Origin of the sequence: Burkholderia sp. 572 (genome assembly GCF_040545135.1) — a bacterium.
GTDB lineage: Bacteria > Pseudomonadota > Gammaproteobacteria > Burkholderiales > Burkholderiaceae > Burkholderia > Burkholderia cepacia.
On record NZ_JBEPLH010000005.1, the window covers coordinates 394,289 to 419,162 of the forward strand.

Here is a 24,874-nt window from a genome sequence, read left to right on the forward strand (position 1 = left end):
CGCGCCGGCGCGCGGCCGCTTCAGTTGGCCGCCGGACCCGCCAGCAGGTAGTGCGCGGCGATCCCCGCGAACAGCACGCCGCCGAGCCAGTTGTTGTGCCGGAACGCGGCGAAGCACGGCATCCGCTCGCGGCCCTTGATCAGCGTGTAGTGATACAGCGCGCAGCCGACCGCCGCCGCCCAGCCGGCCCAGTACGCGAGGCCGAAGCCGAGCGTCACGCCGATCCACACGTAGATGCCGAGCGTCGCCGCATAACACGCCATCACGGCCGCGACGTCGAAGCGGCCGAACGTCAGCGCCGACGTGCGGATCCCGATCTTGATGTCGTCGTCGCGATCGACCATCGCGTATTCGGTGTCGTACGCGACCGACCAGAAAATGTTCGCGACCAGCATCACCCACGCGATCGTCGGCACCGTGTCCTGCACGGCCGCGAACGCCATCGGAATGCCGAAGCCGAACGCGATCCCGAGATACGCCTGCGGAATCGCGAAGAAACGCTTCATGAACGGATACGAACCCGCGACGAACAGCGCGACGACGGACAGTTCCTTCGTCAGCGTGTTGAGCGGCAGGATCAGCAGGAACGAGATGAATGCGAGCCCGACGGCGATCGCAACGGCTTCCCACGCACGGATCTTGCCCGACGTCAACGGCCGGTCGGCCGTGCGCTTCACGTGGCGGTCGAAATCGCGGTCGGCGTAGTCGTTCATCGCGCAGCCGGCCGAGCGCATCAGCAGCGTGCCGAGCGAGAAGATCACGAGCAGCGGCCAGCGCGGATGGCCGTCGGACGCGATCCACAGCGCGTTGAGCGTCGGCCACAGCAGCAGCAGGCTGCCGATCGGCTTGTCCATCCGGACGAGCCGCAGATACAGGGGAAAGCGGGCAAGCATGGCGAGGCACCGGGAAGATAACCCCGGCATTTTAGAGCCGAGCGGTGCTTCGCGTCATGTCGGGCGGCCCGCGGCGGCAGCCGCCCGGCGCGCCCGGGCCGCCCGGGCCCGCTGCGCAGGGCCGGGCCACGATTTGCGCCAATCAAGGGACGGATTCGATCACTCCGGATCGGGCGAGTCAGCGCGCCCTCCCCGGCCGCACCGCACTTACGCGAGCAGCGAGCGCAGCATCCACGCGGTTTTTTCATGCGTCTGCAGGTCGGCGGTCGGCTCGCCGCGTCGGCGATCGGAAAGATCGCGCGCGGGTTCGCACGACGGCCTCGTGCCCTTCGACGAGCGGGCGGATCATGTCTTCCGCCGCCGGCACGCCCTTCGCTTCCGGCACCGACGACAGTTTCGCGAAATCGCCGAAGGTACGCGTTCCTGTCCTTCCGGATTCGACGCTACGCGCCGAACCGGATCGCGCCGTTCTCGATGACAGCCTGGCTGCCGTATTGCCAGGTGATGTTGCGGTGTTCATGTCCGATCGGCAGACCCGAGTAGATCGGCAGGCCGAAGCCGCCCAGCACGTCGACAAGCATCTGCTCGAGCGTGAAATCCGCGCCGTCCGGGATCGGGCAGCGCGTGAATTGCCCGAGCACGAACGCACGGGCTCCGTCGAACGCGCCGCTCAGACGCAGTTGCGTCAGGCTGCGGTCGAGCCGGTAGCCCAACTCCGTCACGTCCTCCAGCAGCACGATCGCGTCGCGTGAGCGAAGCGACCAGCGCGTACCCGCGACGCTCGCGAGTACCGTCACGTTGCCGCCGCACAAACGTCCCCGCACTGCACCAGGGGCGCCGGACAAATGCCGCAGACTCAGCGCGGCGCGTTCGTCGCCGGTCAGCACAGCGCGAATGTCGGCGCGCGTCGCGTCGTCGACCTTGGTCGCCAGACTGTGAAATGTCGGGCCATGCAGCAAACGCACGCCGGGCCGATCCGCGAGTGCGCAGAACAGTGACGTTGCGTCGGAAAAGCCGATGATCGTCTTTGGCGTTGCGATCTCGTCGGGCAAGTGCTCAAGCAAATGCGCACAACCGAATCCCCCCCGCGCGAGCCACACGATCTCGATCGACGGATCCATCAGGGTGCGCCGCAGGTCGTCCGCGCGCTCCTCGGCGGTACCGGCGAAATAGCGGTACCGGCTGCCGAGATGCGCGCCCGCCCTGACCTCGAAGCCCCAACTTTCGACGAGCGCAATGCCACGCGCGATGCCTTCCGGATCGGGCACACCCGCAGGCGCGACCACGCCCACTGCCTTGCGTCGTGATTCCATTGAATGGCTACCTGGATGATGGAGAACCTGCCGAATATATCCGACACCGCTTGCTGACGGCTCGGCCTTGTCACGCAGCGTCGTGCGCGCGGGGATGACGATCGCCGGCGTCCGCGAAACCGCTGCGTTGCCAGCGCCGCTTGAGAATCACCGTCGCGGCAAAATCGCCGACCGATCGACGAACCAGGCGGCACGTCGAGCGGATGCACCTCGGAACCGCCGGCGTTGCGGGCCCTTCCCGGCGTCAACGCGTCGGTCGGTAACCAGTCAGCCATGTCGAACGCAGGGAATCGTACCCATCCCATCGGACGTACGCGCAAGCATTCAAGCAGGATGTGATCAGGGAGACGTTGGCGCCCGGCATGTCGGTGTCGATTGTTGCGCGCCGGCACGACATCAACGCCAATGTGGCGTCCGGATGGCGCGAGCAATATCGTCAGCGCACCGTCAACCGGGTAGATCTGGATAGATCGTGGGTCTTCGTGGGCATGTTGCGGACTCCTCACTCAACGAACCGGAGCAATTCACGCGAATCTGTTGCCCTGCATGCAGACACCGCACCACCCGTATGGCTCGCCACTGCAGCGTGGCGTGCGCTCCGCCGCGCTCAGGCGGCGGCGATCGCGTGCAGCGCCTGCGACACCAGTTCGGCCGCACCGCCGACGACGATCGCGAATCCGACTACGTACCGCGCGATCTCGGCCGGCGCCCGCACCTTCGGTGCCGCCAGTGCGGCGCGCATGTTCAGCATCATTTGCGTCATGATCGTCACTCCTTCAATGAAATCCAGGATCGGGACGAAACGGCCGGCCGGACGACCGGCCGTTTCCCGTTACTGCCTCACCGTGCTACTGCACGGCAACGCTCACGCGAGGTCGAAGCGGTCGAGGTTCATCACCTTGTTCCAGGCCGCGACGAAGTCGCGCGCGAACTTCTCCTTCGCATCCGCGCTGCCGTACACCTCGGCCAGCGCACGCAGCTGCGCATGCGAGCCGAAGATCAGGTCGACGCGCGTGCCGGTCCACTTCACCTTGCCCGTCGCGCGATCGCGCCCTTCGAACACGTCGTTCGCGGCCGACACCGGCTTCCATTCCGTGCCCATGTCGAGCAGGTTCACGAAGAAGTCGTTCGTCAGCGCTTCCGGACGGTCGGTGAACACGCCGTGCTTCGCCTCGCCGGCGTTCGCACCGAGCACGCGCAGGCCACCGACGAGCACCGTCATCTCGGGCGCGCTCAGCGTCAGCAGTTGCGCCTTGTCGACCAGCAGCGCCTCGGCCGGCGTCTTGAACGCGCTCTTCAGGTAGTTGCGGAACCCGTCAGCCACCGGCTCGAGCACGGCCATCGCTTCGATATCGGTCTCTTCCTGCGATGCATCCGCACGGCCCGGTGCGAACGGCACCGTCACCGCGACGCCCGCGTTCTTCGCGGCCTGCTCGACGCCGGCCGCACCGGCCAGCACGATCAGGTCGGCGAGCGACACCTTCTTGCCGCCCGTCTGCGCGTCGTTGAACGCCTTCTGCACGCCTTCGAGCGTCGCGAGCACCTTCGCGAGTTCAGCCGGACGGTTCACTTCCCAGTCCTTCTGCGGGGCGAGGCGGATACGCGCACCGTTCGCGCCGCCGCGCTTGTCCGATCCGCGGAACGTCGCGGCCGACGCCCATGCCGTCGACACGAGCTGCGACACCGACAGGCCCGTTGCCAGCACCTTCGCCTTCAGCGCGGCAACGTCGGCGTCGTCGATCAGCGGGTGATCGACTGCCGGGATCGGGTCCTGCCACAGCAGGTGTTCCGCCGGCACTTCCGGGCCGAGATAACGGGAGCGCGGGCCCATGTCGCGGTGCGTGAGCTTGAACCACGCACGCGCGAACGCATCGGCGAACTCGGCCGGGTTCTCGTAGAAACGGCGCGAGATCTTTTCGTAGGCCGGGTCGAAACGCAGCGACAGGTCGGTCGTCAGCATCGTCGGGCGATGCTTCTTCGACGCGTCGAACGCATCGGGAATCACTTCGCCGGCGTCCTTCGCGACCCACTGGTGCGCACCGGCCGGGCTCTTCGTGAGCTCCCACTCGTAGCTGAACAGGTGCTTGAAGAAGTCGTTGCTCCACTTCGTCGGCGTCGACGTCCACGTGACTTCGAGGCCACTCGTGATCGCGTCCTTGCCCTTGCCCGTGCCGAACGTGCTCTTCCAGCCGAGACCCTGCTCCTCGAGGCCCGCGGCTTCCGGCTCGGGGCCGACGTTCGACGCCGGACCGGCACCGTGCGTCTTGCCGAACGTATGGCCGCCCGCGATCAGCGCGACCGTCTCTTCGTCGTTCATCGCCATGCGCGCGAACGTCTCGCGGATGTCATGCGCGGCGGCGACCGGGTCGGGGTTGCCGTCCGGGCCTTCCGGGTTCACGTAGATGAGGCCCATCTGCACGGCAGCGAGCGGGCTTTCGAGCTCACGCTTGCCCGAGTAGCGGCTGTTCGGGCCGCCGCTCAGTTCCAGCCAGATCTTTTCCGAGCCCCAGTAGACGTCGTCCGGTTCCCACGTATCGACGCGGCCGCCGGCATAGCCGAAGGTCTTGAAGCCCATCGATTCGAGCGCGACGTTGCCGGTCAGGATCAGCAGGTCGGCCCACGAGATGTTGCGGCCGTACTTCTGCTTGATCGGCCACAGCAGCCGGCGCGCCTTGTCGAGGCTGACGTTGTCCGGCCAGCTGTTGAGCGGCGCGAAGCGCTGCTGCCCGCCGCCCGCGCCGCCGCGGCCGTCGGCCGTGCGGTACGTGCCGGCGCTGTGCCAGGCCATGCGGATGAACAGGCCGCCATAGTGGCCGAAGTCGGCCGGCCACCAGTCCTGCGACATCGTCATCAGGGCGTGCAGGTCCTTCTTCACCGCCGCGAGGTCCAGCTTGCTGAACGCTTCCGCGTAGTCGAAATCCTTGTCCATCGGATCGGACAGCGCCGAATGGCGGTGCAGGATGTTCAGGTTGAGCTGATTCGGCCACCAGTCCTTGTTCGTCGTGCCGCCACCAGCGGTGTGGTTGAACGGGCACTTCGTTTCGTTCGACATGCGATTTCTCCTTGGCTTGCTCGTATGACTCCACCGGTTCGCTCCGGCGGCATGCCGGGTGCGGTTGGTGGAGTGTCATTGCGGGGATGGGAAACGGAACAGGTTGATTCTCCTGTCGTACTACGGGATGTCGCGCGGGGCCTGTAACGCGCGTTCCCGCTGCGACGCGCCGCGGGCGGGACGCTCGGGGAACCGGCTGCCGGCAGGCGTCGTGACGACGCCACGGGCGGAATTCCAGCTTTCGGACATGCGATGCTCCCTCATGGCTTGATGGCGGGTGAATCGGGGGAACACTGAACCGGCGCGCGGCGGCGTTCAACCGCCATACACACGGTCCGCGAGGTACGCGAACGCAATCGGACGCAGGCTGCGAACCGCCGCCCTGGCGCGATGTACGACCGCGTCGCGCGGCGGGATGTTCCGCTGCGCGTGCTGCAATACCGACCGCATCATGACATCCTCCTTTGACGCTTGCACTCAGCGTGCAGACCGGTCGTCGACAGGACACCGATCCATGGAGAGGATTCTATATGCGTCTATCGATTACTTGAATTTAATTAATTTCATCTATGCGATAGAGAAAAATAAACGGGGTCGCAAGACCCCGTTCATCGGGCTGCCGCACGCGCATGCCGCAGCGTGCTCAGTTCATCGTCGCCGGCATGTCGAGCTTCGCGACACCCGGCAGCTCGCAGGCGGAAATCGCGTCGCTGATCGCGTCGATCGCGGGCATCCGCGTGAAGCTCTTGCGCCACACGAGCACCACGCGGCGGTCGGGCACCGGCTCGTTGAACGGCACGTACGACAGCAGTTCGGCATCGGGGCCGTTCGCGCGCGGGCCGACCTCGGCAACCGACATTCGCGGCAGCACCGTGATGCCGACGCCGCTCGCGACCATGTGGCGGATCGTCTCGAGCGACGAGCCCTCGAAGGTCTTCTGGATGCCGTCGGCCGTCTGCGAGAAGCGCATCAGCTCCGGGCACACGCCGAGCACGTGATCGCGGAAGCAGTGACCGTTGCCGAGCAGCAGCATGGTTTCCTGCTTCAGGTCCTCGGCGTCGATCTCGTCGCGCTTCTCCCACGGATGGCCGGCCGGCAGCGCGACGACGAACGGTTCGTCGTACAGCGGGCGCACCATCAGGCCGGTTTCCGGAAACGGCAGTGCCATGATCGCGGCGTCGATCTCGCCCTGCTTCAGCAGTTCGAGCAGCTTGAGCGTGTAGTTTTCCTGCAGCATCAGCGGCATCTGCGGGACACGCTGGATCATCTGCTTGACGAGCGTGGGCAGCAGGTACGGCCCGATCGTGTAGATCACGCCAAGGCGGAACGGGCCGACCAGCGGATCCTTGCCCTGCTTCGCGATCTCCTTGATCGCGAAAGTCTGCTCGAGTACGCGCTGCGCCTGCGTGACGATCTGGTCACCGATCGGCGTCACGCTCACTTCGCTCGCACCGCGCTCGAAAATCTGCACGTTCAGCTCGTCTTCGAGCTTCTTGATCGCCACCGACAGCGTCGGCTGGCTCACGAAGCAGGCTTCGGCCGCACGGCCGAAATGCCGTTCGCGCGCGACCGCGACGATGTATTTCAATTCAGTCAGCGTCATTGTGGGTCAATCAGAGATATACAGGCGATAGGTTTAATTTATACACCCTGTGACACCGGTTCGCCAAGTTTCTCTGCATCGGAATGCGTCGAATGGCGATTCCGGATCCGGCCCCAGCCCGCGGATCAGGCTTTCAGATACTGCTCCCGCGCGCCGAGCCAGCGCGCGAGATGCTGCGTGACGATTTCGGGATACGCGGCAATCAGCCGCGTCGCGGCTTCGCGGGCCGGATCGATCAGCCAGCCGTCGGTCTCCAGGTTCGCGAAGCGCAGCATCGCCGCGCCCGACTGGCGGGCGCCGAGGAATTCGCCGGGGCCGCGGATCTCGAGGTCGCGCCGCGCGATCTCGAAGCCGTCAGTCGTCTCGCGCATCGTCTTCAGCCGCTCGCGGCCGGTGAGCGACAGCGGCCCCGTGTACAGCAGCACGCACACCGACGCCGCGGTGCCGCGCCCGACCCGGCCGCGCAACTGGTGCAGCTGCGCGAGGCCGAAGCGCTCCGCGTGCTCGATCACCATCAGCGACGCGTTCGGCACGTCGACGCCGACCTCGATCACGGTCGTCGCGACGAGCAGCTGCACTTCGTTGCGCGTGAACGCTTCCATCACGGCCGCCTTGTCGGCCGGCGACAGCCGGCCGTGCACGAGCCCGACCTTCAGCTCCGGGAGCGCGGCGGCCAGCGTCTCGTAAGTCTCGACGGCCGTCTGCAGCTGCAGCGTCTCGCTCTCCTCGATCAGCGGGCACACCCAGTACACCTGGCGCCCGGTCAGCGCGGCCTCGCGCACGCGGGCGATCACCTCCTCGCGCCGCGCATCGCCGACGAGGCGCGTCAACACCGGCGTGCGGCCCGGCGGCAGCTCGTCGATCGTCGAGACCTCGAGATCCGCGTAATACGTCATCGCGAGCGTGCGCGGAATCGGCGTGGCCGACATCATCAACTGGTGCGGCTGGAAGTCGCGCGCGCCGTTGGCCGCGTTCGCGGCCTTCGCCCGCAGCGCGAGCCGCTGCTCGACGCCGAAGCGGTGCTGCTCGTCGACGATCACGAGGCCGAGCCGGGCGAATTCGACCGTGTCCTGGATGATCGCGTGCGTGCCGATCACGAGCTGCGCGGTGCCGAGCGCGGCCGCCTCGATCGCCGCGCGCTTCTCTTTCGCCTTCAGGCTGCCCGCGAGCCACGCAACCGTGACGCCGAGCGGCTCGAGCCACGCGCGCAGCTTGCGCGCGTGCTGCTCCGCGAGGATTTCGGTGGGCGCCATCAGCGCGGCCTGGTAGCCGGCGTCGATCGCCTGCGTGGCGGCCAGCGCCGCGACCACCGTCTTGCCGCTGCCGACGTCGCCCTGCAGCAGGCGCTGCATCGGGTGCGCGAGCGTGAGATCGCGCGCGATCTCGTCGACGACGCGCGCCTGCGCGCCCGTCAGCGTGAACGGCAGCGCGGCATAGAGCCGGGTCGTCAGCGCATCGGCATCGCTCGCGGTGCGGCGCGGCATCGCGGGCGCCGCGCGCGTGCGGCGCTCCTCGTGCGCGCGCTTGAGCGACAGCTGCTGCGCGAGCAGTTCCTCGAACTTGATGCGCGTCCACGCCGGATGCGAGCCGTCCATCAGCGCGGCTTCGTCGGAATCGACGCGCGGGTGGTGCAGGATGCGCACCGCCTGCTCGAGCGTCGGCACGTCGAGCGGCTTCAGGTAGTCGCGCTGGATCTCGGGCGGCAGCAGCTCGGGCAGCGGCGTGCGCTCCACCGCGTTCTCGATCGCCTTGCGCAGGTACGCCTGCGACACGCCGGCCGTGCTCGGATAGACGGGCGTGAGCACCTGCGGCAGCGGCGCATCGGCTTCAACGACGCGCACCGCCGGATGCACCATCTCCATCCCGAAAAAGCCGCCGCGCACGTCGCCGCGCACGCGCAGCCGCTGGCCGACGGCCATCTGCTTGACCTGCGAGCCGTAGAAATTGAGGAAGCGCAGCACGAGCTGCTCGCCGTCGTCGTCCTGGATCTTCACGACGAGCTGGCGGCGCGGGCGATACGCGACCTCGTTGTCGAACACGACGCCCTCGGTCTGCGCGATGCCGCCCGGCAGCAGCTCGCCGATCGGCGTGAGCGTGGTTTCGTCCTCGTAGCGCATCGGCAGATGCAGCACGAGATCGATCGAGCGCGTGAGGCCGAGCTTCGCGAGCTTGTCGACGGTCTTCACGGGCTTGTCGGCGGCCGGCTTCTTCTTGCGCTTCGCACTGGCCGGGCCTGCCGCGCCGGCCTCGCCCGCTGCATCGTCCGCGGCGGCGCCGTCGGCATCGGGCGCGGCGGCCGCCGGCTGCGCGAGCCTGCCGTCGGCGCCGCGCTTCGGGCCGGCACGGCGTGGCACGGTGCGCGCCGCCGTGTCGTGCACGGGCGGCGCAGCATCCTCCGCGTCGAACGGATCGGCGGAATCGGCAACGGCAGCGGAGGAACGGCGTGGTGACACAGGCATCGGATCGTCTGGGTGCTTCGCAAGGCAAGTACAATAGCGGCTTTCACGTCGTCCGAACGAACGACGCCGGCCAGGCCGCGCATCCCGCCATCATAGCGGCTCGCGCGCCCCATTCATGCGTTTCCGCCCTGTCGGCGGCGCCCGCCGGCCGTTTCGAACCAGCCCGCATGTTCACGCTTTCCGATTTCGATTTCAATCTGCCGCCCGAGCTGATTGCGCAAACCGCGCTGCCCGACCGCACCGCGAGCCGCCTGCTCGAGGTCGACGGCACCGTCGAGCCCGCACGCCTCGTCGACCGCCGCTTCGCCGAGCTGCCGTCGTGCATCGCGCCCGGCGACCTGCTCGTGTTCAACGATACCAAGGTGCTGAAGGCGCGGTTCTTCGGCCAGAAGGCCAGCGGCGGCAAGATCGAGGTGCTGGTCGAGCGCGTGACCGGCACGCACACGGCGCTCGCGCAGATCCGCGCAAGCAAGTCGCCGGGCGCCGGCACGACGCTGCGTCTCGCCGATGCGTTCGACGTGACCGTCGGCGAGCGCGTCGAACCGTTCTTCACGCTGATCTTCCCCGAGCCGTGCCTCGATCTGATCGAGCAGTACGGCCGCCTGCCGCTGCCGCCCTATATCGAGCACGATCCGGACGCGACCGACGAGACGCGCTACCAGACCGTCTACGCGAGCAATCCGGGGGCGGTCGCCGCACCCACGGCCGGCCTGCACTTCGACCAGCCGATGCTCGACCGGCTCGACGCGATGGGCGTCGAACGCGCGACGCTGACGCTGCACGTCGGTGCCGGCACGTTCCAGCCGGTGCGCGTCGACAACATCGCCGAGCACAAGATGCACAGCGAGTGGTACGACCTGCCGCAGTCGCTCGTCGACAAGATCGCCGCGACCCGCGCGCGCGGCGGCAACGTGATCGCGGTCGGCACGACGTCGATGCGCGCGCTCGAAGCCGCGGCGCGCGCCGCCGACGAAGCGGGCCGCCCGCTCGCGGCGACGCAGGCCGAGACCGACATCTTCATCACGCCGGGCTATCGTTTCCGCGTGGTCGACCGGCTCGTCACGAACTTCCACCTGCCGAAGTCGACGCTGCTGATGCTGGTGTCCGCGTTCGCGGGCGTCGAGACGATCCGGGCCGCGTACCGTCACGCGATCGCCGAACGCTACCGCTTCTTCAGCTACGGCGACGCGATGCTGCTCACGCGGCGCGACACGCCGGAGACGCCGCGCGCGTAGCACGACAGGCGCGAAAATGCGGCGGCCCGCGATTGCGCAGCGGCCGTTGCGCCTCGCGCTGCCGCACGCCGCGTGGGTGTCTCCGCGCTGTTACCCCCGCGCGGTTGCCCCGTTTCCCTTGGTACGCGCTACGATGGCGCGCACCTGTTTTTCCCCGCCGCCGGCCTGCCGGCGGCGTTTCCAACATGCGCCGGACTGTTCTCCGGTGGCAAGGAGAATGACGCGATGACCGAAGGTTCATCCCACGATACGCACGCCCCCGTGCAGGACCGCCCCGCAAACGGGCTCGAATTCGAACTGCTGACGACCGACGGCCACGCGCGCCGCGGCCGTGTGAAGCTCAATCACGGCGTGGTCGAGACGCCGATCTTCATGCCGGTCGGCACGTACGGCACCGTGAAGGCGATCCAGCCGCGCGAGCTGCACGAGATCAAGGCCCAGATCATTCTCGGCAACACGTTCCACCTGTGGCTGCGCCCGGGCCTCGACACGATCGACGCGCACGGCGGCCTGCACGGCTTCATGGGCTGGAACAAGCCGATCCTGACCGACTCGGGCGGCTTCCAGGTGTTCTCGCTCGGCGACCTGCGCAAGATCACCGAGGACGGCGTCACGTTCGCGTCGCCGATCAACGGCGACAAGCTGTTCCTGTCGCCGGAAGTGTCGATGCAGATCCAGAAGGTGCTGAACTCCGACGTCGTGATGCAGTTCGACGAGTGCACGCCGTACGCGACCAACGGCGTGCCGACCACGCACAAGGAAGCAGCCGACTCGATGCGCATGTCGCTGCGCTGGGCGAAGCGCTCGCTCGACGAATTCAACCGGCTCGGCAACCCGAACGCGCTGTTCGGGATCGTCCAGGGCGGCATGTTCGAGGACCTGCGCGACGAATCGCTCGCGGGCCTCGCGGAACTCGGCTTCCACGGCCTCGCGATCGGCGGGCTGTCGGTCGGCGAGCCGAAGGAAGACATGATGCGCGTGCTGCGCCACGTGGGCCCGAAGCTGCCGGCCAACAAGCCGCACTACCTGATGGGTGTCGGCACGCCGGAGGACCTGGTCGAGGGCGTCGCGAACGGCGTCGACATGTTCGACTGCGTGATGCCGACCCGCAACGCCCGCAACGGCTGGCTCTTCACGCGCTTCGGCGACGTGAAGATCCGCAACGCGACGCACAAGAACTCGCTGAAGCCGCTCGACGCGAGCTGCACGTGCTACACGTGCCAGAACTTCTCCCGCGGCTACCTGCATCACCTGCACCGCGTCGGCGAGATTCTCGGCGCGCAGCTCAACACGATCCACAACCTGCACTACTACCTGCAGCTGATGAGCGAGATCCGCGACGCGATCGAGACCCACACGTTCGACGCGTTCCGCCAGCGCTTCGCGGAGGATCGCGCGAGAGGCGTCGACTGACGGGCCGGCTGCCCGCGCCGCGGCCCGTCACATAGGACGAGTACTAAATAACGCGTCCCAACTGTCGAATCCGGCCGCCAAACATTACAATTGCCTTTCCAAACGAGTCGCAACGGTACCGGTTCGCGCTTTAACGGCTTGATCCGAAAGCGCATTTGCCGAGCCGTTTGCGCATGGGGCCGGTGGTAGAATAACCGGCTTATTTTTCGATCTTCCCCTACGGAGAGACCAACGTGCCGTTCATTTCCAACGCGTTCGCGCAAGGTGCCGGTGGCGCCGAATCGAGCCTGATGAGCTTCCTGCCGCTCATCCTGATGTTTGCCGTGCTCTACTTCATCATGATCCGTCCGCAGATGAAGCGTCAGAAGGAGCACCGCAACATGCTCGCGGCCATGGCCAAGGGCGACGAAGTCGTCACGAGCGGCGGCCTCGTGGGCAAGGTGACGAAGGTCACCGAAGGCTACATCGGCGTCGAGATCGCCGAAGGCACCGAAATCACCGTGCAGAAGGCCGCGGTCACGACCATTCTGCCGAAGGGCACGATCAAGTCGCTGTAAGCCCTTCACCGAGCGTCCGGCATCCCGCGCCGTGCCCGCCTGAGAGAGCGGGCCGCCGCGGCGCCGGACGCGACGCTTTCACGCCAACCACCCGTTCGGCTCCCTCATGAATCGTTATCCACTCTGGAAATATGTCGTGATGGTCGTGGCGCTCGCCATCGGCCTTCTGTACACATTGCCCAACTTCTTCGGCGAAGCGCCGGCGGTGCAGGTGTCGAGCGGCAAGGCCACGGTCAAGCTCGACTCGACCACGCTGACCCAGGTCGAATCGGCGCTCGCCGCCGCGCAGATCACGCCGGACGACGTCACCTTCGAGAACACGGCGACCAACGCGAACATCCGCGTGCGCCTGAAGGACACCGATACGCAGCTGCGCGTCAAGGACCTGCTGCAGAAGTCGCTGAACGCCGACCCGAACGATCCCCAGTACGTCGTCGCGCTGAACCTGCAGAGCGCGTCGCCGCGCTGGCTGACCGCGCTGCACGCGCTGCCGATGTATCTCGGCCTCGACCTGCGTGGCGGCGTCCACTTCCTGCTCCAGGTCGACATGACGGGCGCGCTCACGAAGAAGCTCGATTCCGACGCGTCCGACGCGCGCACGCTGCTGCGCGACAAGAACATCCGCGACGGCGGCGTGAGCCGCGTCGACCAGTCCGTGGTCGTCAATTTCAGCGATGCGCAGACGGCGGAAGACGCCCGCAAGGTGCTCGCGCTGTCGATCACCGAACTGCAATGGGCGACCCAGCCCGGCGGCGGCGGCACGCAGGTCGTCGGCACGTTTACGCCGGCCGTGCAGAAGTCCGTCGAGGACGCCGCGCTCAAGCAGAACCTGACGACGCTCCACAACCGCGTGAACGAACTCGGCGTGTCGGAGCCGATCCTGCAGCAGCAGGGCAGCGACCGTATCGTCGTCGAGCTGCCGGGCGTGCAGGACACCGCGAAGGCGAAGGACATCATCGGCCGCACCGCGACGCTCGAGGCACGCCTCGCCGACCCGATCAACACGCACCCGAACCCGAACGACCCGGTGCCGCCGGGCGAAGAGCTGTTCACGCAGGGCAACCAGGCGCCCGTGCTGCTGAAGAAGGAAGTGATCTTCACGGGCGACCGCATCATCGATGCATCGGCCGGTTTCGACGATCACCAGCGTCCGTCGGTCAACATCCGCCTCGATTCGGCGGGCGGCCGCTCGGTGCGCGCGGTGTCGCGCGAGAACATCGGCAAGCCGATGGCGATGGTGCTGTTCGAGAAGGGCAAGGGCGAGGTGCTGACGGTCGCGACGATCCAGTCTGAGCTCGGCGACCGCTTCCAGATCACGGGCCAGCCGACGCCGCAGGCCGCAGCCGACCTCGCGCTGCTGCTGCGCGCCGGTTCGCTCGCCGCGCCGATGGACATCATCGAGGAACGCACGATCGGCCCGAGCCTCGGCGCCGACAACATCAAGATGGGCGTCCACTCGGTGATCTGGGGCTTCTGCGCGATCGCCGTGTTCATGATCGCGTACTACATGCTGTTCGGCGTGATCTCGGTGATCGGCCTGTCGGTGAACCTGCTGCTGCTCGTCGCCGTGCTGTCGCTGATGCAGGCCACGCTGACGCTGCCCGGTATCGCCGCTATCGCGCTCGCCCTCGGTATGGCGATCGACTCGAACGTGCTGATCAACGAGCGCGTGCGTGAAGAACTGCGCGCCGGCCAGCCGCCGCAGCTCGCGATCCAGTCGGGCTACGCGCACGCATGGGCGACGATTCTCGACTCGAACGTCACGACGCTGATCGCCGGCCTCGCGCTGCTCGCGTTCGGCTCGGGCCCGGTTCGCGCGTTCGCGATCGTGCACTGCCTCGGTATCCTGACGTCGATGTTCTCCGCGGTGTTCTTCTCGCGCGGGATCGTCAACCTCTGGTACGGCGGCCGCAAGAAGCTGAAGTCGCTCGCGATCGGCCAGGTGTGGAAGCCGGAAGGCGCCGCTGCCGCCGCACCGTTCGCCGAGGCGGACGATGCGACCGACACCGCGCGTGCCGCGAAGCTCGCCGCGCCCGCGAAGGGCAACGCGCCGCGCACCGGCAAGCCGCAGCTGCGCAACCGCGCGCAGCAAGGCGTGTCGCCGAAGAAACCGGGCTCGACCCAATAAGGCCCCGGAGAAGACCATGGAATTTTTCCGCATCCGTAAAGACATTCCGTTCATGCGGCACGCGCTGGTGTTCAACGTGATCTCGCTGGTCACGTTCCTCGCCGCCGTGTTCTTCCTGTTCCACCGCGGGCTGCATCTGTCCGTCGAATTCACCGGCGGGACGGTGATCGAGGTGCAGTACCAGCAGGCCGCCGAACTCGAACCCGTGCGCGCGACGCTCGGCAAGCTCGGCTACGTCGACGCGCAGGTGCAGAACTTCGGCACGTCGCGCAACGTGCTGATCCGGCTGCAGCTGAAGGAAGGCCTCACGTCCGCTCAGCAGAGCGACCAGGTGATGAGCGCGCTGAAGGCACAGAGCCCGGACGTCACGCTGCAACGCGTCGAATTCGTCGGCCCGCAGGTCGGCCGCGAACTCGCGACCGACGGCCTGCTCGCGCTCGCGTGCGTCGTGATCGGCATCGTGATCTACCTGTCGTTCCGCTTCGAGTGGAAGTACGCGGTGGCCGGCATCATCGCCAACCTGCACGACGTCGTGATCATTCTCGGCTTCTTCGCATTCTTCCAGTGGGAGTTCTCGCTGGCGGTGCTCGCGGCCATCCTCGCGGTGCTCGGCTACTCGGTCAACGAGTCGGTCGTCATCTTCGACCGGATCCGCGAAACGTTCCGCCGCGAACGCAAGATGACCGTGCAGGAAGTGATCAACCACGCGATCACGACCACGATGTCGCGTACGATCATCACGCACACGTCGACCGAAATGATGGTGCTGTCGATGTTCTTCTTCGGCGGCCCGACGCTGCACTACTTCGCCCTCGCGCTGACGGTCGGCATCATGTTCGGCATCTACTCGTCGGTGTTCGTCGCGGGCTCGCTCGCGATGTGGCTCGGCATCAAGCGCGAAGACCTGATCAAGGAAAAGAAGACCGCGCACGATCCGGACGATCCCAACGCAGGCGCGCAGGTTTAAGCGCCACGCTGCTTCGGCACGGACGAAAAGCCGGCCCGGTTGGGCCGGTTTTTTTTCGCCCGTATGTTCGCCCGTACCGCCGGCGAGGAACGCGCAGCCCGCTCGCTCGGCCCGGTCACTCGCGTCGGCTACAATCGTGACCGTCCCGCCGGCCGTGCGCCGGCGGGACAGCACCTTCGCCCTCCGTTCCAACGTGCGGTCCCGATGATGCCTTCTACGCGTGCCGTTCTTCGCCTTGCCGTTTGCGCAGCCGCCACGGCCGCGTTCCTGCCGTGCGCGTCACCGGTCGGTGCGCAACAGCCGGCGCCCGCCCGGCCCGCTTCTGCTCCCGCCGCCTCATCCTCGTCATCCGCCTCACCCGCCACCGCCCGGCCGCCTTCGCCCTGCCCGCCCGACTGGGAGCCGCAGATCTGCGAGCTCAAGGCGGCGGTGGAAGTGCTGAAGCGGCAGCACCTGACCGACGTCGACATCGGCGCGCTGCTCGACGCCACGACCCACGCGGGAATCAGGACGCTGCCGTACGCGCGTTTCTTCGATGCGAAGGAGGAGCAGGAGCGGCGCGAAGACGAACGGCGCGCGCGCGACGGCACGCCCGGCATCGGCATCGTCTTCGAGACGCGGCCCGACGGGCTGCACATCGTCGACGTGATTCCCGACGCGCCCGCGGAACAGGCCGGCGTGCGCCCCGACGATCTCGTCGTCGCGATGAACGATACGAGCGTCGTCGGCATCGATGCCGCCGACCTGACCAAACTCGCCAAGGGCGACGCGGGTGTGCCGCTGAAGCTCACGGTACAGCGCGGCCCGTCGCACGCGATGCTGAGCTTCGCGCCCGTGCGGACGATCCTCAAGCCGCACCCTGCGACCGCGAAACGGCTCGCCGGCGACGTCCTGTACACGCGGCTGTCGAGCTTTCCGGAACCCGCCGTCGGCGCCTACATCGACGCGGTGCAGGCCGCACGCCGCGCGGGGCCGCCCGTGCAAGGCGTGATCCTGGACCTGCGCATCAACGGCGGCGGCGCGCTCAATGCGGCGATCGGCATCACCGCGCTGTACGCGGGCCGCGATCGCACCGCGATGGTAACGGTCGAGCGCGGCGACGCCAACCGGCGCCGCTACACGACCAACTGGCCCGATTACGCGTTGCCGGTCATGCACGGACAGGATCCGCTCGCGCCGTTGCAGGCCGACGACTGGTGGCGCACCGTGCCGCTCGTCGTGCTCGTCGACGGACAGAGCGCGTCGGCCGCCGAGGCGACCGCGGCGGCGCTGAAGGATCTCGGCCGCGCGAAGCTGCTCGGCATGCCGACCTACGGAAAGGGGCTCGCGCAGACGGGCGTCGACCTGATCGACGGCACGCGCCTGAATTTCACGTTCGCGCGCAACCTGCGGCCGAACGGCTGCCCGATGGACGGCTACGGCGTCGTGCCCGACTGGCTGGTGCCGCCGCGCCGCGACTCGGACGTCGACGGCGTGCTGCTGTGGTACCGCGAAGCCGATCTCCCGCGCGCGCCGTATGCGGACCGGCTGGCGCCCGACCCGTTCGCGAAGGTGCGCAAGGAGCGGCAGAAGCTGCGCGAGCAGCGTGCGCTTGCAAAGATCGACTCGGCGAAGAGCGCGGCGCTGCCGCAGCGCGAGTTCGGCACGGCCTCCGACTGGCAGCTCGGGCAGGCCCTTGCCGCGCTCGCGGGGCGCCCCGTGCGAACGGTCGACGCCAAGCCGCAACTGATGCCCGCGCAACCCGTGTGCGAGCGCGCCGGCAACTGACGCGCGCCGCCTGCCCCGTTACCGGAAGCCGAACCGCCGGCGCAGCACGACCAGCGCCGCGAGGCTCAGCACGGCCGCGAACATCAGGTAGAAGCTCGGCGCCGTCTTCATCCCGGTCGCCTTGATCAGCCACGCGATGATGAACGGCCCGAAGCCGCCGAAGATCGTCACCGCGACGTTATAGGCGAGCGACATCCCGGTCGTGCGCGTCTGCACCGGGAACACTTCGGACAACAAACCCGGCAGCGCCGCGAAGTAACCCGTCATCAGGAATGCGAGCAGCACCTGCAGGGCGATCAGCGTGCCGAAGCCCGGATGGGCGACCAGGTACGCGAATGCCGGATAGATCAGCACGAGGATGCCGATCGCCGGCGCGATCATCACGCGCACGCGGCCGTAAGTATCCGACCAGTGGCCGACGAGCGGTGCGAACACCATCTGGATCACGCCGACGACGAGGATCGCCGCGAACGCGGCCGACGGCGCGAGGCCGAGCTGCTTCACGCCGTAGGTCGGCATGAACAGCACGAGATAGGTCGCGACGGTGCCGAGCACGACCACGCCCATCGCGGCGACGAGACGCGCCTTGTGCGACGCGAACGTGTCCCGCAGCGGGTTCGCGGTGCCTTCCGCCGCGAGGAATTCGGGCGTCTCATCGACCTTCGTGCGGATGTAGTACGCGACCGGCCCGAGCAGCAGGCCGAAGAAGAACGGCACGCGCCAGCCCCACGACGCCATCTGCTCGGCCGAGAGCTGCGCGTTCAGCACGGTGCCGAAGCCGGCGGCGAGCAGCGTCGTGAGCCCCTGGCTCGCGACCTGCCAGCTCGCGAAGAAGCCGCGCCGGCCCGGCACGTGTTCGGCGAGGAACGCGGTCGCGCTGCCGAATTCGCCGCCGGCCGAGAAGCCCTGCATCAGCCGCGCGGCGACGAGGATCACCGGCGCCGCGACGCCGATCGCCCCGTAGGTCGGCAGCACCGCGATGATCAGCGTGCCGGCCATCATCAGCAGGATCGACAGCGTGAGCGCGGCCTTGCGGCCCGCGCGGTCGGCGTACGCGCCGAGCACGATCGCGCCGAGCGGGCGCATGAAGAACGACACGCCGAACGTGCCGAGCGTGAGCAGCAGCGACACGGTGTCGTTGCCGGCCGGGAAGAACAGCTTCGAGATCGTCACCGCGAAAAAACCGTAGACGACGAGATCGAACCACTCGAGCGCATTGCCGATCGACGCGGCGACCACCGCGCGCCACACGCGCGGCGACGAGGCAATGGGACGGGACTGCGTGACGGCATGCATCGGCGATCTCCTTGTCGTTGTACGTTCTGTTCGAGGCGGCCGCGGCCACGCGCGCGCCGTCGGCGCCGCCCGGGCGCCGCGAGCGGCGCTCGGGCGATTATAGGCGCGCAAAAAAAACCGCCGCGCCCGTGGAACGGGAACGCGGCGGTTGGCGCGCGACGGGCCGGCGCGGCGGCCGGCCCGGCTGGCGGCATTACTGCTGCTTGACGGCTTCGGCCGTGATCAGCAGCTTCGTCTTCATCTTGAAGCCGTACTGCTTGCCGTAGTCGAGGCCGAAATCGTCGCGGCTGAATTCGCCGACCGCGTCGACGCCGCACACTTCACGCTTGAGCATCGGATGCGGCATGCACTTGAACGAGTCGATCTTCAGCGTCAACGGCTTCGTGACGCCATGCAGCGTCAGGTTGCCGACCACCGACACCGGCTTGTCGCCGTCGAACTTGATCGTGCCCTTGTAGTTCGCCTGCGGGAACTTCGCGACGTCGAAGAATTCGTTCGTCTGCAGGTGCTCGTCGAGCTTCGCGCTGCCGGTGTGGATCGACGCGATGTCGGTCGTCACGTCGACCGTACCCGTCTTCGCCGCGCGATCGAGCGTCACGGTGCCGCTCGACTTGTCGAACTTGCCGCGCCAGACCGACAGGCCGCCGAAGTGGTCGGCCTCGAAGCTCGGGTACGTGTGGGACGGATCGAACTGGTAGGTTGCGCTGTCGGCGAATGCCGAGAACGACAGCGTGGCAGCCAGTGCGCCCGCGGCGATCATCAGATGCTTTTTCAACTCTTTCTCCTTGGAACGGTGCCGCGCCCTCGCGCGGCATTCGGGTGATGCGATGGTTCGCCGCTTACTTCGTGGCGACGAGATGGAACTTGATCTGCACTTCGTCCGCGACGACCGACGTGTCCTTCCATTCGCCGGTGCCGACGTTGAAGGCCGAACGCTTGATCGGCAGCACGCCGTCGAACGTCTGCGTCGCGCCGTTCTGCGTGACCGTGACGGGCACCGTGACGGTTTCGGCCTTGCCCTTGATCGTCAGCTTGCCGGTCACGTTGTACTTGTTGCCGCCGGCCGGTGCGATCGCCGACGACACGAACGTCGCCTGCGGGAAAGCCTTCGCGTCGAACCAGTCCTTGCCGGCGACCTGGTCGTTGTACATCTTGTCGCCGAGGTCATAGCTCGCGACGTCGATCGTCATCTGGGCGCTGCCCTGCGCGGCCTTCGCCGGATCGAACTTCACCTGCGCGGAAAACTTCTTGAACGCGCCTTCGGTCGGCACGTTCATCTGCTTCGACACGGCAGACACCTTGCTCTTCGCGAGATCGACATCGGCGTGCGCCGCGCCCGACGCGACAAGTGACACCGCGGCGAGCGCGGTCAGCATGGAGCGGGAGAAAGACACTTTCATGGGATCCTTCATTTGGCAAAGGGAAGCATCCGCGACAGCAGGCCGTCGCGGTCCAACAACTGGTGCTTGAGCGCCGCGAGCACGTGCATCGCGACGAGCGCAAGCAGAATGTAATTCAAGGACACGTGGAGCGTCTTGAAGGTTTCCTTCAGCACCGGATCGGGGTCGATCAGCCGCGGCAGCGGCACGATGCCGAGGTAGACGACCGGGATGTTCGAGGCCGAGCTGTACAGGTAGCCCGTCACGGGGATCACGATCATCAGCACGTACAGCAGCATGTGCACGCCGTGCGATACCACGCGCTGCCACGCCGGCGTATCGGCCGGCAGCGGCGGCGGCACGTGGGTCGCCCGCCACAGCACGCGGATGACGGCCAGCGCGAACACCGTCACGCCGATCCACTTGTGCCACGAGAAGTACTTCAGCTTGGTCGGCGTGAAGCCGGGGATGTCGGTCATCACCCAGCCGAGCGCGAAGCCGCAGATGATCAGCAGCGCGATCAGCCAGTGCAGCGCGATCGCGGTATGCGCATAACGTGCCGGCACGGCCGGCGGCGATTTCGATACCATCCTGGATTCCTCAGTTCAGCGAACAGCCGCGCCGGCCATTCGTCCGACGCTTGTCAAGGGCGCCATGCTACCGCAACCTTTTGACGCGCGCGGACTCTGAGGACAGTCATGTCAGCCGGCTGACGGCTTCCCGTCATGTTACCGGCCGGTCACAAACCGCACGATCCTTGACACGCCGAAAAGGCCCTTTTGGTAAGATTGGCGCGGGTTCCGGCCCCGTCGACGCGTGTCCCCGGCCGTCGCACAACTGCCTTTTCCATGCAACGATACGACCTGATTGCCTGTCACGAGTGCGACGCACTGTTGCACAAACCGCGCCTGAGCGGCCGCGAAATCGCGCGTTGCCCGCGCTGCGACGCGCTGCTTTACCGCAACAGCGCGGCGCAGATCGAGCGGATCTGCGCGCTCGCGCTCGCGGCACTGATCACGTTCACGATTGCCCAGGCGTTCCCGATCCTCGAAATGGACGTGAACGGCAACCGCGTGCAGACCACGCTGATCGGCGCGATCGACTCGCTGTGGCGCCAGGACATGGCGATCGTCGGCGTGATGGTGTTCTGCTCGACCGTGCTGTTCCCGCTCGTCGAGATGGCCGCGCTGCTGTACCTGCTGCTGCCGATCCGCCGCGGGGTCGTGCCGCCCGGTTTCAACCTCGTGCTGCGCGCGATCGAGATGGTGCGGCCGTGGGGGATGATCGAGGTGTTCATGCTCGGGATCCTCGTCACGATCGTCAAGATGGTGAGCCTCGCGCGCGTCGTGCCGGAAGCCGCGCTGTTCGCGTTCGCCGCGCTCACGCTGATGATCGCCGTGGTGCTGATGTTCGATCCGCGCACGCTGTGGGACATCGTCGACGACCTGCGCGCCGGGCGCTCGCCCGGGCAGCCCGACGCCACCCCGTTGCCGGAAGCCGCCCGCCGATGACGATCCCGACCGCCGCCCGCGAGGGCTACGTCAGCTGCCACACGTGCGGGCTCGTGCAGACGCTCGACCATCCGCACGCGCATTGCGCGCGCTGCGGCAGCGCGCTCCATTTCCGCACGCCGAACAGCCTGATGCGCACGTGGGCGCTGCTGCTCGCGGCCGCGATCCTGTACATTCCGGCGAACCTGCTGCCGATCATGCGCACCGCGTCGATCGTCGGCTCGCAGGAAGACACGATCATGAGCGGCGTCATCTATTTCTGGGTGTCGGGCGACTGGCCGCTCGCCGTCGTCGTGTTCGTCGCGAGCATCCTCGTGCCGATGCTCAAGCTCGGCGTATTGCTGATCCTCGTGATCAGCGCGCAGCGCCGCACCGCATGGCGGCCGCAGCAGCGCACGCGGCTGTTCCGGATCGTCGAGCGCATCGGCCGCTGGTCGATGCTCGACATCTTCGTCGTGACGCTGACCGTCGCGCTCGTCCATTTCCGTTCGCTCGCCGTCATCACGGCCGGCCCCGGCGCACTCGCGTTCGGTTCCGTCGTGATCCTGACGATGCTCGCGTCGATGCAGTTCGATCCCCGCCTGATCTGGGATCCAGTCGAAACCTCAGGGAATCACCATGAATAGTCCACAAGGCCCGCAGCACGACGCGCCCCGGCCGCCCGATCCGACGATCTCGACGAAAAGCGGCTGGCTGCCGTCGCTCGTCTGGCTCGTGCCGCTGATCGCCGCGCTGATCGGCATCGGCCTCGTGATCAAGTCCGTGCGCGAACGCGGCCCGGAAATCACGATCAGCTTCCACAGCGCCGAAGGGCTCGAGCCCGGCAAGACCCAGGTCAAGTACAAGGACGTCGAGATCGGCATGGTCAAGACGATCAAGCTGTCGAAAGACCTGTCGCGCGTGCTCGTCCAGGTGCAGCTCAAGAAGGAAGCCGAGGACTTCGCGGTCAAGGGCTCGCGCTTCTGGATCGTGCGGCCGCGCGTCGGCGCGACCGGCGTGTCGGGGCTCGGCACGCTGCTGTCGGGCGCGTACATCGGCGTCGACGCCGGCCGCGGTCAGGACACGCTGACCGATTTCACGGGCCTCGAGACGCCACCGGCCGTCACGGGCGACCAGAAAGGCACGCAGTACGTGCTGCGCGGCGATTCGCTCGGCTCGGTCGACATCGGCTCGCCGGTCTACTACCGCCGCGTGCAGGTCGGCCAGGTGGTCGGCTTCTCGCTCGACAAGGACGGCACGGGCGTCACGTTCAACGTGTTCGTCAATGCGCCGTACGACCAGTACGTCGGCATCAACTCGCGCTGGTGGCAGGCGAGCGGCGTCGACCTGCGGCTCGATTCGAGCGGCCTGAAGCTGAACACGCAGTCGCTCGCGACGGTGATCCTCGGCGGCATCGCGTTCCAGACGCCGCCGAACCAGGGCTCCGGCACGACGGCGCCGAACAACACCACGTTCCGCCTCGCGTCCGACGAGGGCGACGCGATGCGCGACCCGGACGGCCAGCCGCTGCAGGTCGTGATGAACTTCAACCAGTCGCTGCGCGGGCTCGCCGTCGGCGCGACGGTCGACTTCCGCGGCATCGTGCTCGGCGAAGTGACGAACATCGGTATCGACTTCGATCCGAAGACGAAGAACTTCCTGATGCCGGTGACGATGAACATCTATCCGGAACGCCTCGGCCGGCGCTTCCGCGAAACGATCGAGAGCAAGGGCGAACCGGCCCGCCGCGAGATCGTCGAGCGGCTCGTCCAGCACGGGCTGCGCGGCCAGTTGCGCACCGGCAACCTGCTGACGAGCCAGCTGTACGTCGCGCTCGACTTCTTCCCGAAGGCGCCGGCCGTGAAGATCGACACGGCCCGCCAGCCGCTCGAGCTGCCGACCGTGCCGAACACGCTCGACGAGCTGCAGCTGCAGGTCGCCGACATCGCGAAGAAGCTCGACAAGGTGCCGTTCGACCAGATCGGCGCGAACCTGAACAGCGCGCTCGCGAACGCCGACAAGCTGTTCAAGCAGCTCGACACGCAGGTCGCGCCGGAAGCGCGCGACACGCTGTCGGCGGCGAAGCAGACCTTCTCGACCGCCGAAGCGACGCTGCAGCAGGATTCGCCGCTGCAGTCCGACGTGCGCGGCGCGCTGAAGGAACTCACGCGCACGCTGCAATCGCTGAACGCGCTCGCCGACTACCTCGAGCGTCACCCCGAATCGCTGCTCAAGGGCAAGCCAGGAGATCAACCATGACGACACGCGTGAACGGTTTCGCGAGCGGTGCTGCGGCGGTTGCCGCCGCCCTCGCGCTCGCCGCGTGCAGCTCGCCGCCCGCGCGGTTCTACACGCTCAGCCCGGCCGACGCCGCGGCGCCGCTGCGCACCGCGCCGGCCAACCCGGCGTTCCTGATCGAGGTGCCGTCCGTCGGCGTGCCCGAGCAGGTCGCGAAGAACCAGCTGGTCGTGCAGAAGAACGCCGCGCAGGTCGACGTGCTCGAGCAGGAACGCTGGGCGTCGCCGCCCGCCGACGAGATCCGCCGCGCGCTGTCGGACGATCTCGCCGCGCGGCTCGGCACGATCGACGTCGCGAATTCCGCGTATCCGCCCGGCGTGCCCGTGTATCGCATCAGCGTGAACGTGCAGCGCTTCGAGTCGTGGCCGGGCAAACGCGCGGCGGTCGATGCGGTGTGGAGCGTGCGCTCGCTCGCCACGCAGGCCGTGATGACCTGCCGCACGAGCGTCGCCGAACCGGTCGCCGACGGCTACGACGCACTCGTCGCCGGCCACCGGCGCGCGCTCGACGTGATCGCCACGCAAGCCGCGGCCGGCGTGCGTGCCATGGCCGCGCGCCGTGGCGCATCGGCTGCCGCGGCACCCGCGGCCGGCGGCAAGACGGCCGCCGCGCCGGTCGTGCCGTGCCCGGCCAATCCGGCGCCGGGCGGCGACGCCGGCGCGACGGGCAAGTCCGGCGCGTAAGCGTGCGGCGCGCAGGCGAACGCTCGACGGCGTACGCGCCTGCGCGGCTTCGTCCAGCGCGGCGCGTCCGATAGCGACCGCCGGCCGCCATCGGCGATGCGCTGCCGCGGCCGGCCCCCGGCCCCGCATCGCGCTCCCCGGCCGGACGGCCATGACATTGTTTGTCAAAGTCGGCCGGAACCGGCTTCGTGCAACGCGGTCGGCTTGCGTTTTCCGGCCCGATTGACGATCCTACGCACTTTCAGGCCCGCGCCGCTCGTCGTGCGCGCCAGCCAGCGGCGCCGGGCCGTGTTCGGCCCGACCGCCGTGCCGCCCGGCGCCCGCACCGTGCACCGCAGCGG

At 67.7% G+C, this 24,874-nt stretch carries 20 protein-coding genes and 2 pseudogenes; 11 read left to right on the top strand and 11 right to left on the bottom strand.

The genetic code is table 11. The annotated features are described in order from the left end of the window. Positions 1–20: 20 nt before the first annotated feature. The 3 genes and pseudogenes from ubiA to ABIC51_RS12725 all read right to left on the bottom strand — a co-directional run bounded on the left by ubiA (position 21) and on the right by ABIC51_RS12725 (position 2,185). The gene (gene ubiA / locus ABIC51_RS12715) at positions 21–893 is read right to left on the bottom strand and encodes a 4-hydroxybenzoate octaprenyltransferase (protein WP_048022305.1); all 873 of its coding nucleotides are present in this window, start codon (positions 891–893) and stop codon (positions 21–23) included. Positions 894–1,100: 207 nt separating this feature from the next. Continuing rightward, a pseudogene (locus tag ABIC51_RS12720) lies at positions 1,101–1,308 on the bottom strand (DNA starvation/stationary phase protection protein); the annotation flags it as partial. A 28-nt stretch (positions 1,309–1,336) separates the two neighbouring features. Beyond that, the gene (locus ABIC51_RS12725; RefSeq protein ID WP_319000332.1) at positions 1,337–2,185 is read right to left on the bottom strand and encodes a S66 peptidase family protein; all 849 of its coding nucleotides are present in this window, start codon (positions 2,183–2,185) and stop codon (positions 1,337–1,339) included. Positions 2,186–2,523: 338 nt separating this feature from the next. On the opposite strand from ABIC51_RS12725, the pseudogene ABIC51_RS12730 reads away from it, so the two are divergent. Continuing rightward, positions 2,524–2,634: pseudogene (locus ABIC51_RS12730) on the top strand (transposase); the annotation flags it as partial. Between the two features lie 179 nt (positions 2,635–2,813). Here the strand turns inward: ABIC51_RS12730 and ABIC51_RS12735 are convergent. The 4 genes from ABIC51_RS12735 to recG all read right to left on the bottom strand — a co-directional run bounded on the left by ABIC51_RS12735 (position 2,814) and on the right by recG (position 9,320). Beyond that, a complete protein-coding gene (locus tag ABIC51_RS12735) occupies positions 2,814–2,969 on the bottom strand; it encodes a hypothetical protein (protein WP_021163864.1) in 156 nt (51 codons plus the stop codon). A gap of 102 nt (positions 2,970–3,071) precedes the next feature. Continuing rightward, positions 3,072–5,258 carry a catalase/peroxidase HPI gene (katG, locus tag ABIC51_RS12740; protein WP_060193627.1) on the bottom strand — a complete coding sequence of 729 codons (2,187 nt, stop codon included), beginning with the start codon at positions 5,256–5,258 and terminating at the stop codon, positions 3,072–3,074. A gap of 643 nt (positions 5,259–5,901) precedes the next feature. Further along, entirely contained in the window at positions 5,902–6,861 is a 960-nt protein-coding gene (locus tag ABIC51_RS12745; protein ID WP_021163869.1) for a hydrogen peroxide-inducible genes activator, read from the bottom strand. Positions 6,862–6,986: 125 nt separating this feature from the next. After that, the gene (gene recG, locus ABIC51_RS12750; protein ID WP_175897908.1) at positions 6,987–9,320 is read right to left on the bottom strand and encodes an ATP-dependent DNA helicase RecG; all 2,334 of its coding nucleotides are present in this window, start codon (positions 9,318–9,320) and stop codon (positions 6,987–6,989) included. 167 nt (positions 9,321–9,487) lie between these two features. Between recG and queA the strand changes: the two genes are divergently transcribed. The 6 genes from queA to ABIC51_RS12780 all read left to right on the top strand — a co-directional run bounded on the left by queA (position 9,488) and on the right by ABIC51_RS12780 (position 17,387). Beyond that, positions 9,488–10,555 carry a tRNA preQ1(34) S-adenosylmethionine ribosyltransferase-isomerase QueA gene (queA, locus tag ABIC51_RS12755; RefSeq protein ID WP_060084060.1) on the top strand — a complete coding sequence of 356 codons (1,068 nt, stop codon included), beginning with the start codon at positions 9,488–9,490 and terminating at the stop codon, positions 10,553–10,555. 225 nt (positions 10,556–10,780) lie between these two features. Then, positions 10,781–11,968, top strand: coding sequence for a tRNA guanosine(34) transglycosylase Tgt (gene tgt, locus ABIC51_RS12760; protein WP_085041765.1), 1,188 nt, complete (start codon positions 10,781–10,783; stop codon positions 11,966–11,968). A 233-nt stretch (positions 11,969–12,201) separates the two neighbouring features. Then, on the top strand, positions 12,202–12,525 hold the full coding sequence (gene yajC, locus ABIC51_RS12765) for a preprotein translocase subunit YajC (RefSeq protein ID WP_006476868.1): 324 nt from the start codon (positions 12,202–12,204) through the stop codon (positions 12,523–12,525). A 106-nt stretch (positions 12,526–12,631) separates the two neighbouring features. Continuing rightward, positions 12,632–14,653, top strand: coding sequence for a protein translocase subunit SecD (gene secD / locus ABIC51_RS12770; RefSeq protein ID WP_021163786.1), 2,022 nt, complete (start codon positions 12,632–12,634; stop codon positions 14,651–14,653). Positions 14,654–14,669: 16 nt separating this feature from the next. After that, positions 14,670–15,620, top strand: a complete 951-nt coding sequence (secF, locus tag ABIC51_RS12775) for a protein translocase subunit SecF (protein WP_027788337.1) — start codon at positions 14,670–14,672, stop codon at positions 15,618–15,620. A 204-nt stretch (positions 15,621–15,824) separates the two neighbouring features. Beyond that, a complete protein-coding gene (locus ABIC51_RS12780) occupies positions 15,825–17,387 on the top strand; it encodes a S41 family peptidase (protein ID WP_175897909.1) in 1,563 nt (520 codons plus the stop codon). An 18-nt stretch (positions 17,388–17,405) separates the two neighbouring features. On the opposite strand, the gene ABIC51_RS12785 is transcribed toward ABIC51_RS12780, so the two are convergent. From ABIC51_RS12785 to ABIC51_RS12800, 4 genes are all read right to left on the bottom strand, one after another. Beyond that, positions 17,406–18,683 carry an MFS transporter gene (locus ABIC51_RS12785; protein ID WP_027788339.1) on the bottom strand — a complete coding sequence of 426 codons (1,278 nt, stop codon included), beginning with the start codon at positions 18,681–18,683 and terminating at the stop codon, positions 17,406–17,408. A gap of 193 nt (positions 18,684–18,876) precedes the next feature. Next, a complete protein-coding gene (locus ABIC51_RS12790) occupies positions 18,877–19,458 on the bottom strand; it encodes a YceI family protein (protein WP_027788340.1) in 582 nt (193 codons plus the stop codon). A gap of 64 nt (positions 19,459–19,522) precedes the next feature. After that, complete coding sequence (locus ABIC51_RS12795; protein ID WP_027788341.1) at positions 19,523–20,083, bottom strand: YceI family protein; 561 nt, start codon at positions 20,081–20,083, stop codon at positions 19,523–19,525. Positions 20,084–20,091: 8 nt separating this feature from the next. Then, on the bottom strand, positions 20,092–20,652 hold the full coding sequence (locus ABIC51_RS12800) for a cytochrome b (protein WP_027788342.1): 561 nt from the start codon (positions 20,650–20,652) through the stop codon (positions 20,092–20,094). Positions 20,653–20,910: 258 nt separating this feature from the next. Between ABIC51_RS12800 and ABIC51_RS12805 the strand changes: the two genes are divergently transcribed. From ABIC51_RS12805 to ABIC51_RS12820, 4 genes are read left to right on the top strand one after another with little or no spacing between them, the layout of a single operon-like run. Then, entirely contained in the window at positions 20,911–21,573 is a 663-nt protein-coding gene (locus tag ABIC51_RS12805) for a paraquat-inducible protein A (protein ID WP_060084063.1), read from the top strand. Further along, positions 21,570–22,199 (top strand): paraquat-inducible protein A, encoded by a 630-nt coding sequence (locus ABIC51_RS12810; protein WP_021156371.1) that lies wholly within the window; start codon positions 21,570–21,572, stop codon positions 22,197–22,199. The genes ABIC51_RS12805 and ABIC51_RS12810 overlap by 4 nt, the downstream gene beginning before the upstream one ends. Next, positions 22,192–23,811: a PqiB family protein gene (locus ABIC51_RS12815; protein WP_027788344.1), complete on the top strand. Its 1,620-nt coding sequence runs from the start codon at positions 22,192–22,194 to the stop codon at positions 23,809–23,811. The genes ABIC51_RS12810 and ABIC51_RS12815 overlap by 8 nt, the downstream gene beginning before the upstream one ends. Next, positions 23,808–24,533: a PqiC family protein gene (locus ABIC51_RS12820; protein WP_027788345.1), complete on the top strand. Its 726-nt coding sequence runs from the start codon at positions 23,808–23,810 to the stop codon at positions 24,531–24,533. Before ABIC51_RS12815 ends, ABIC51_RS12820 begins: the two co-directional genes overlap by 4 nt. The last annotated feature ends 341 nt before the right edge of the window (positions 24,534–24,874 follow it).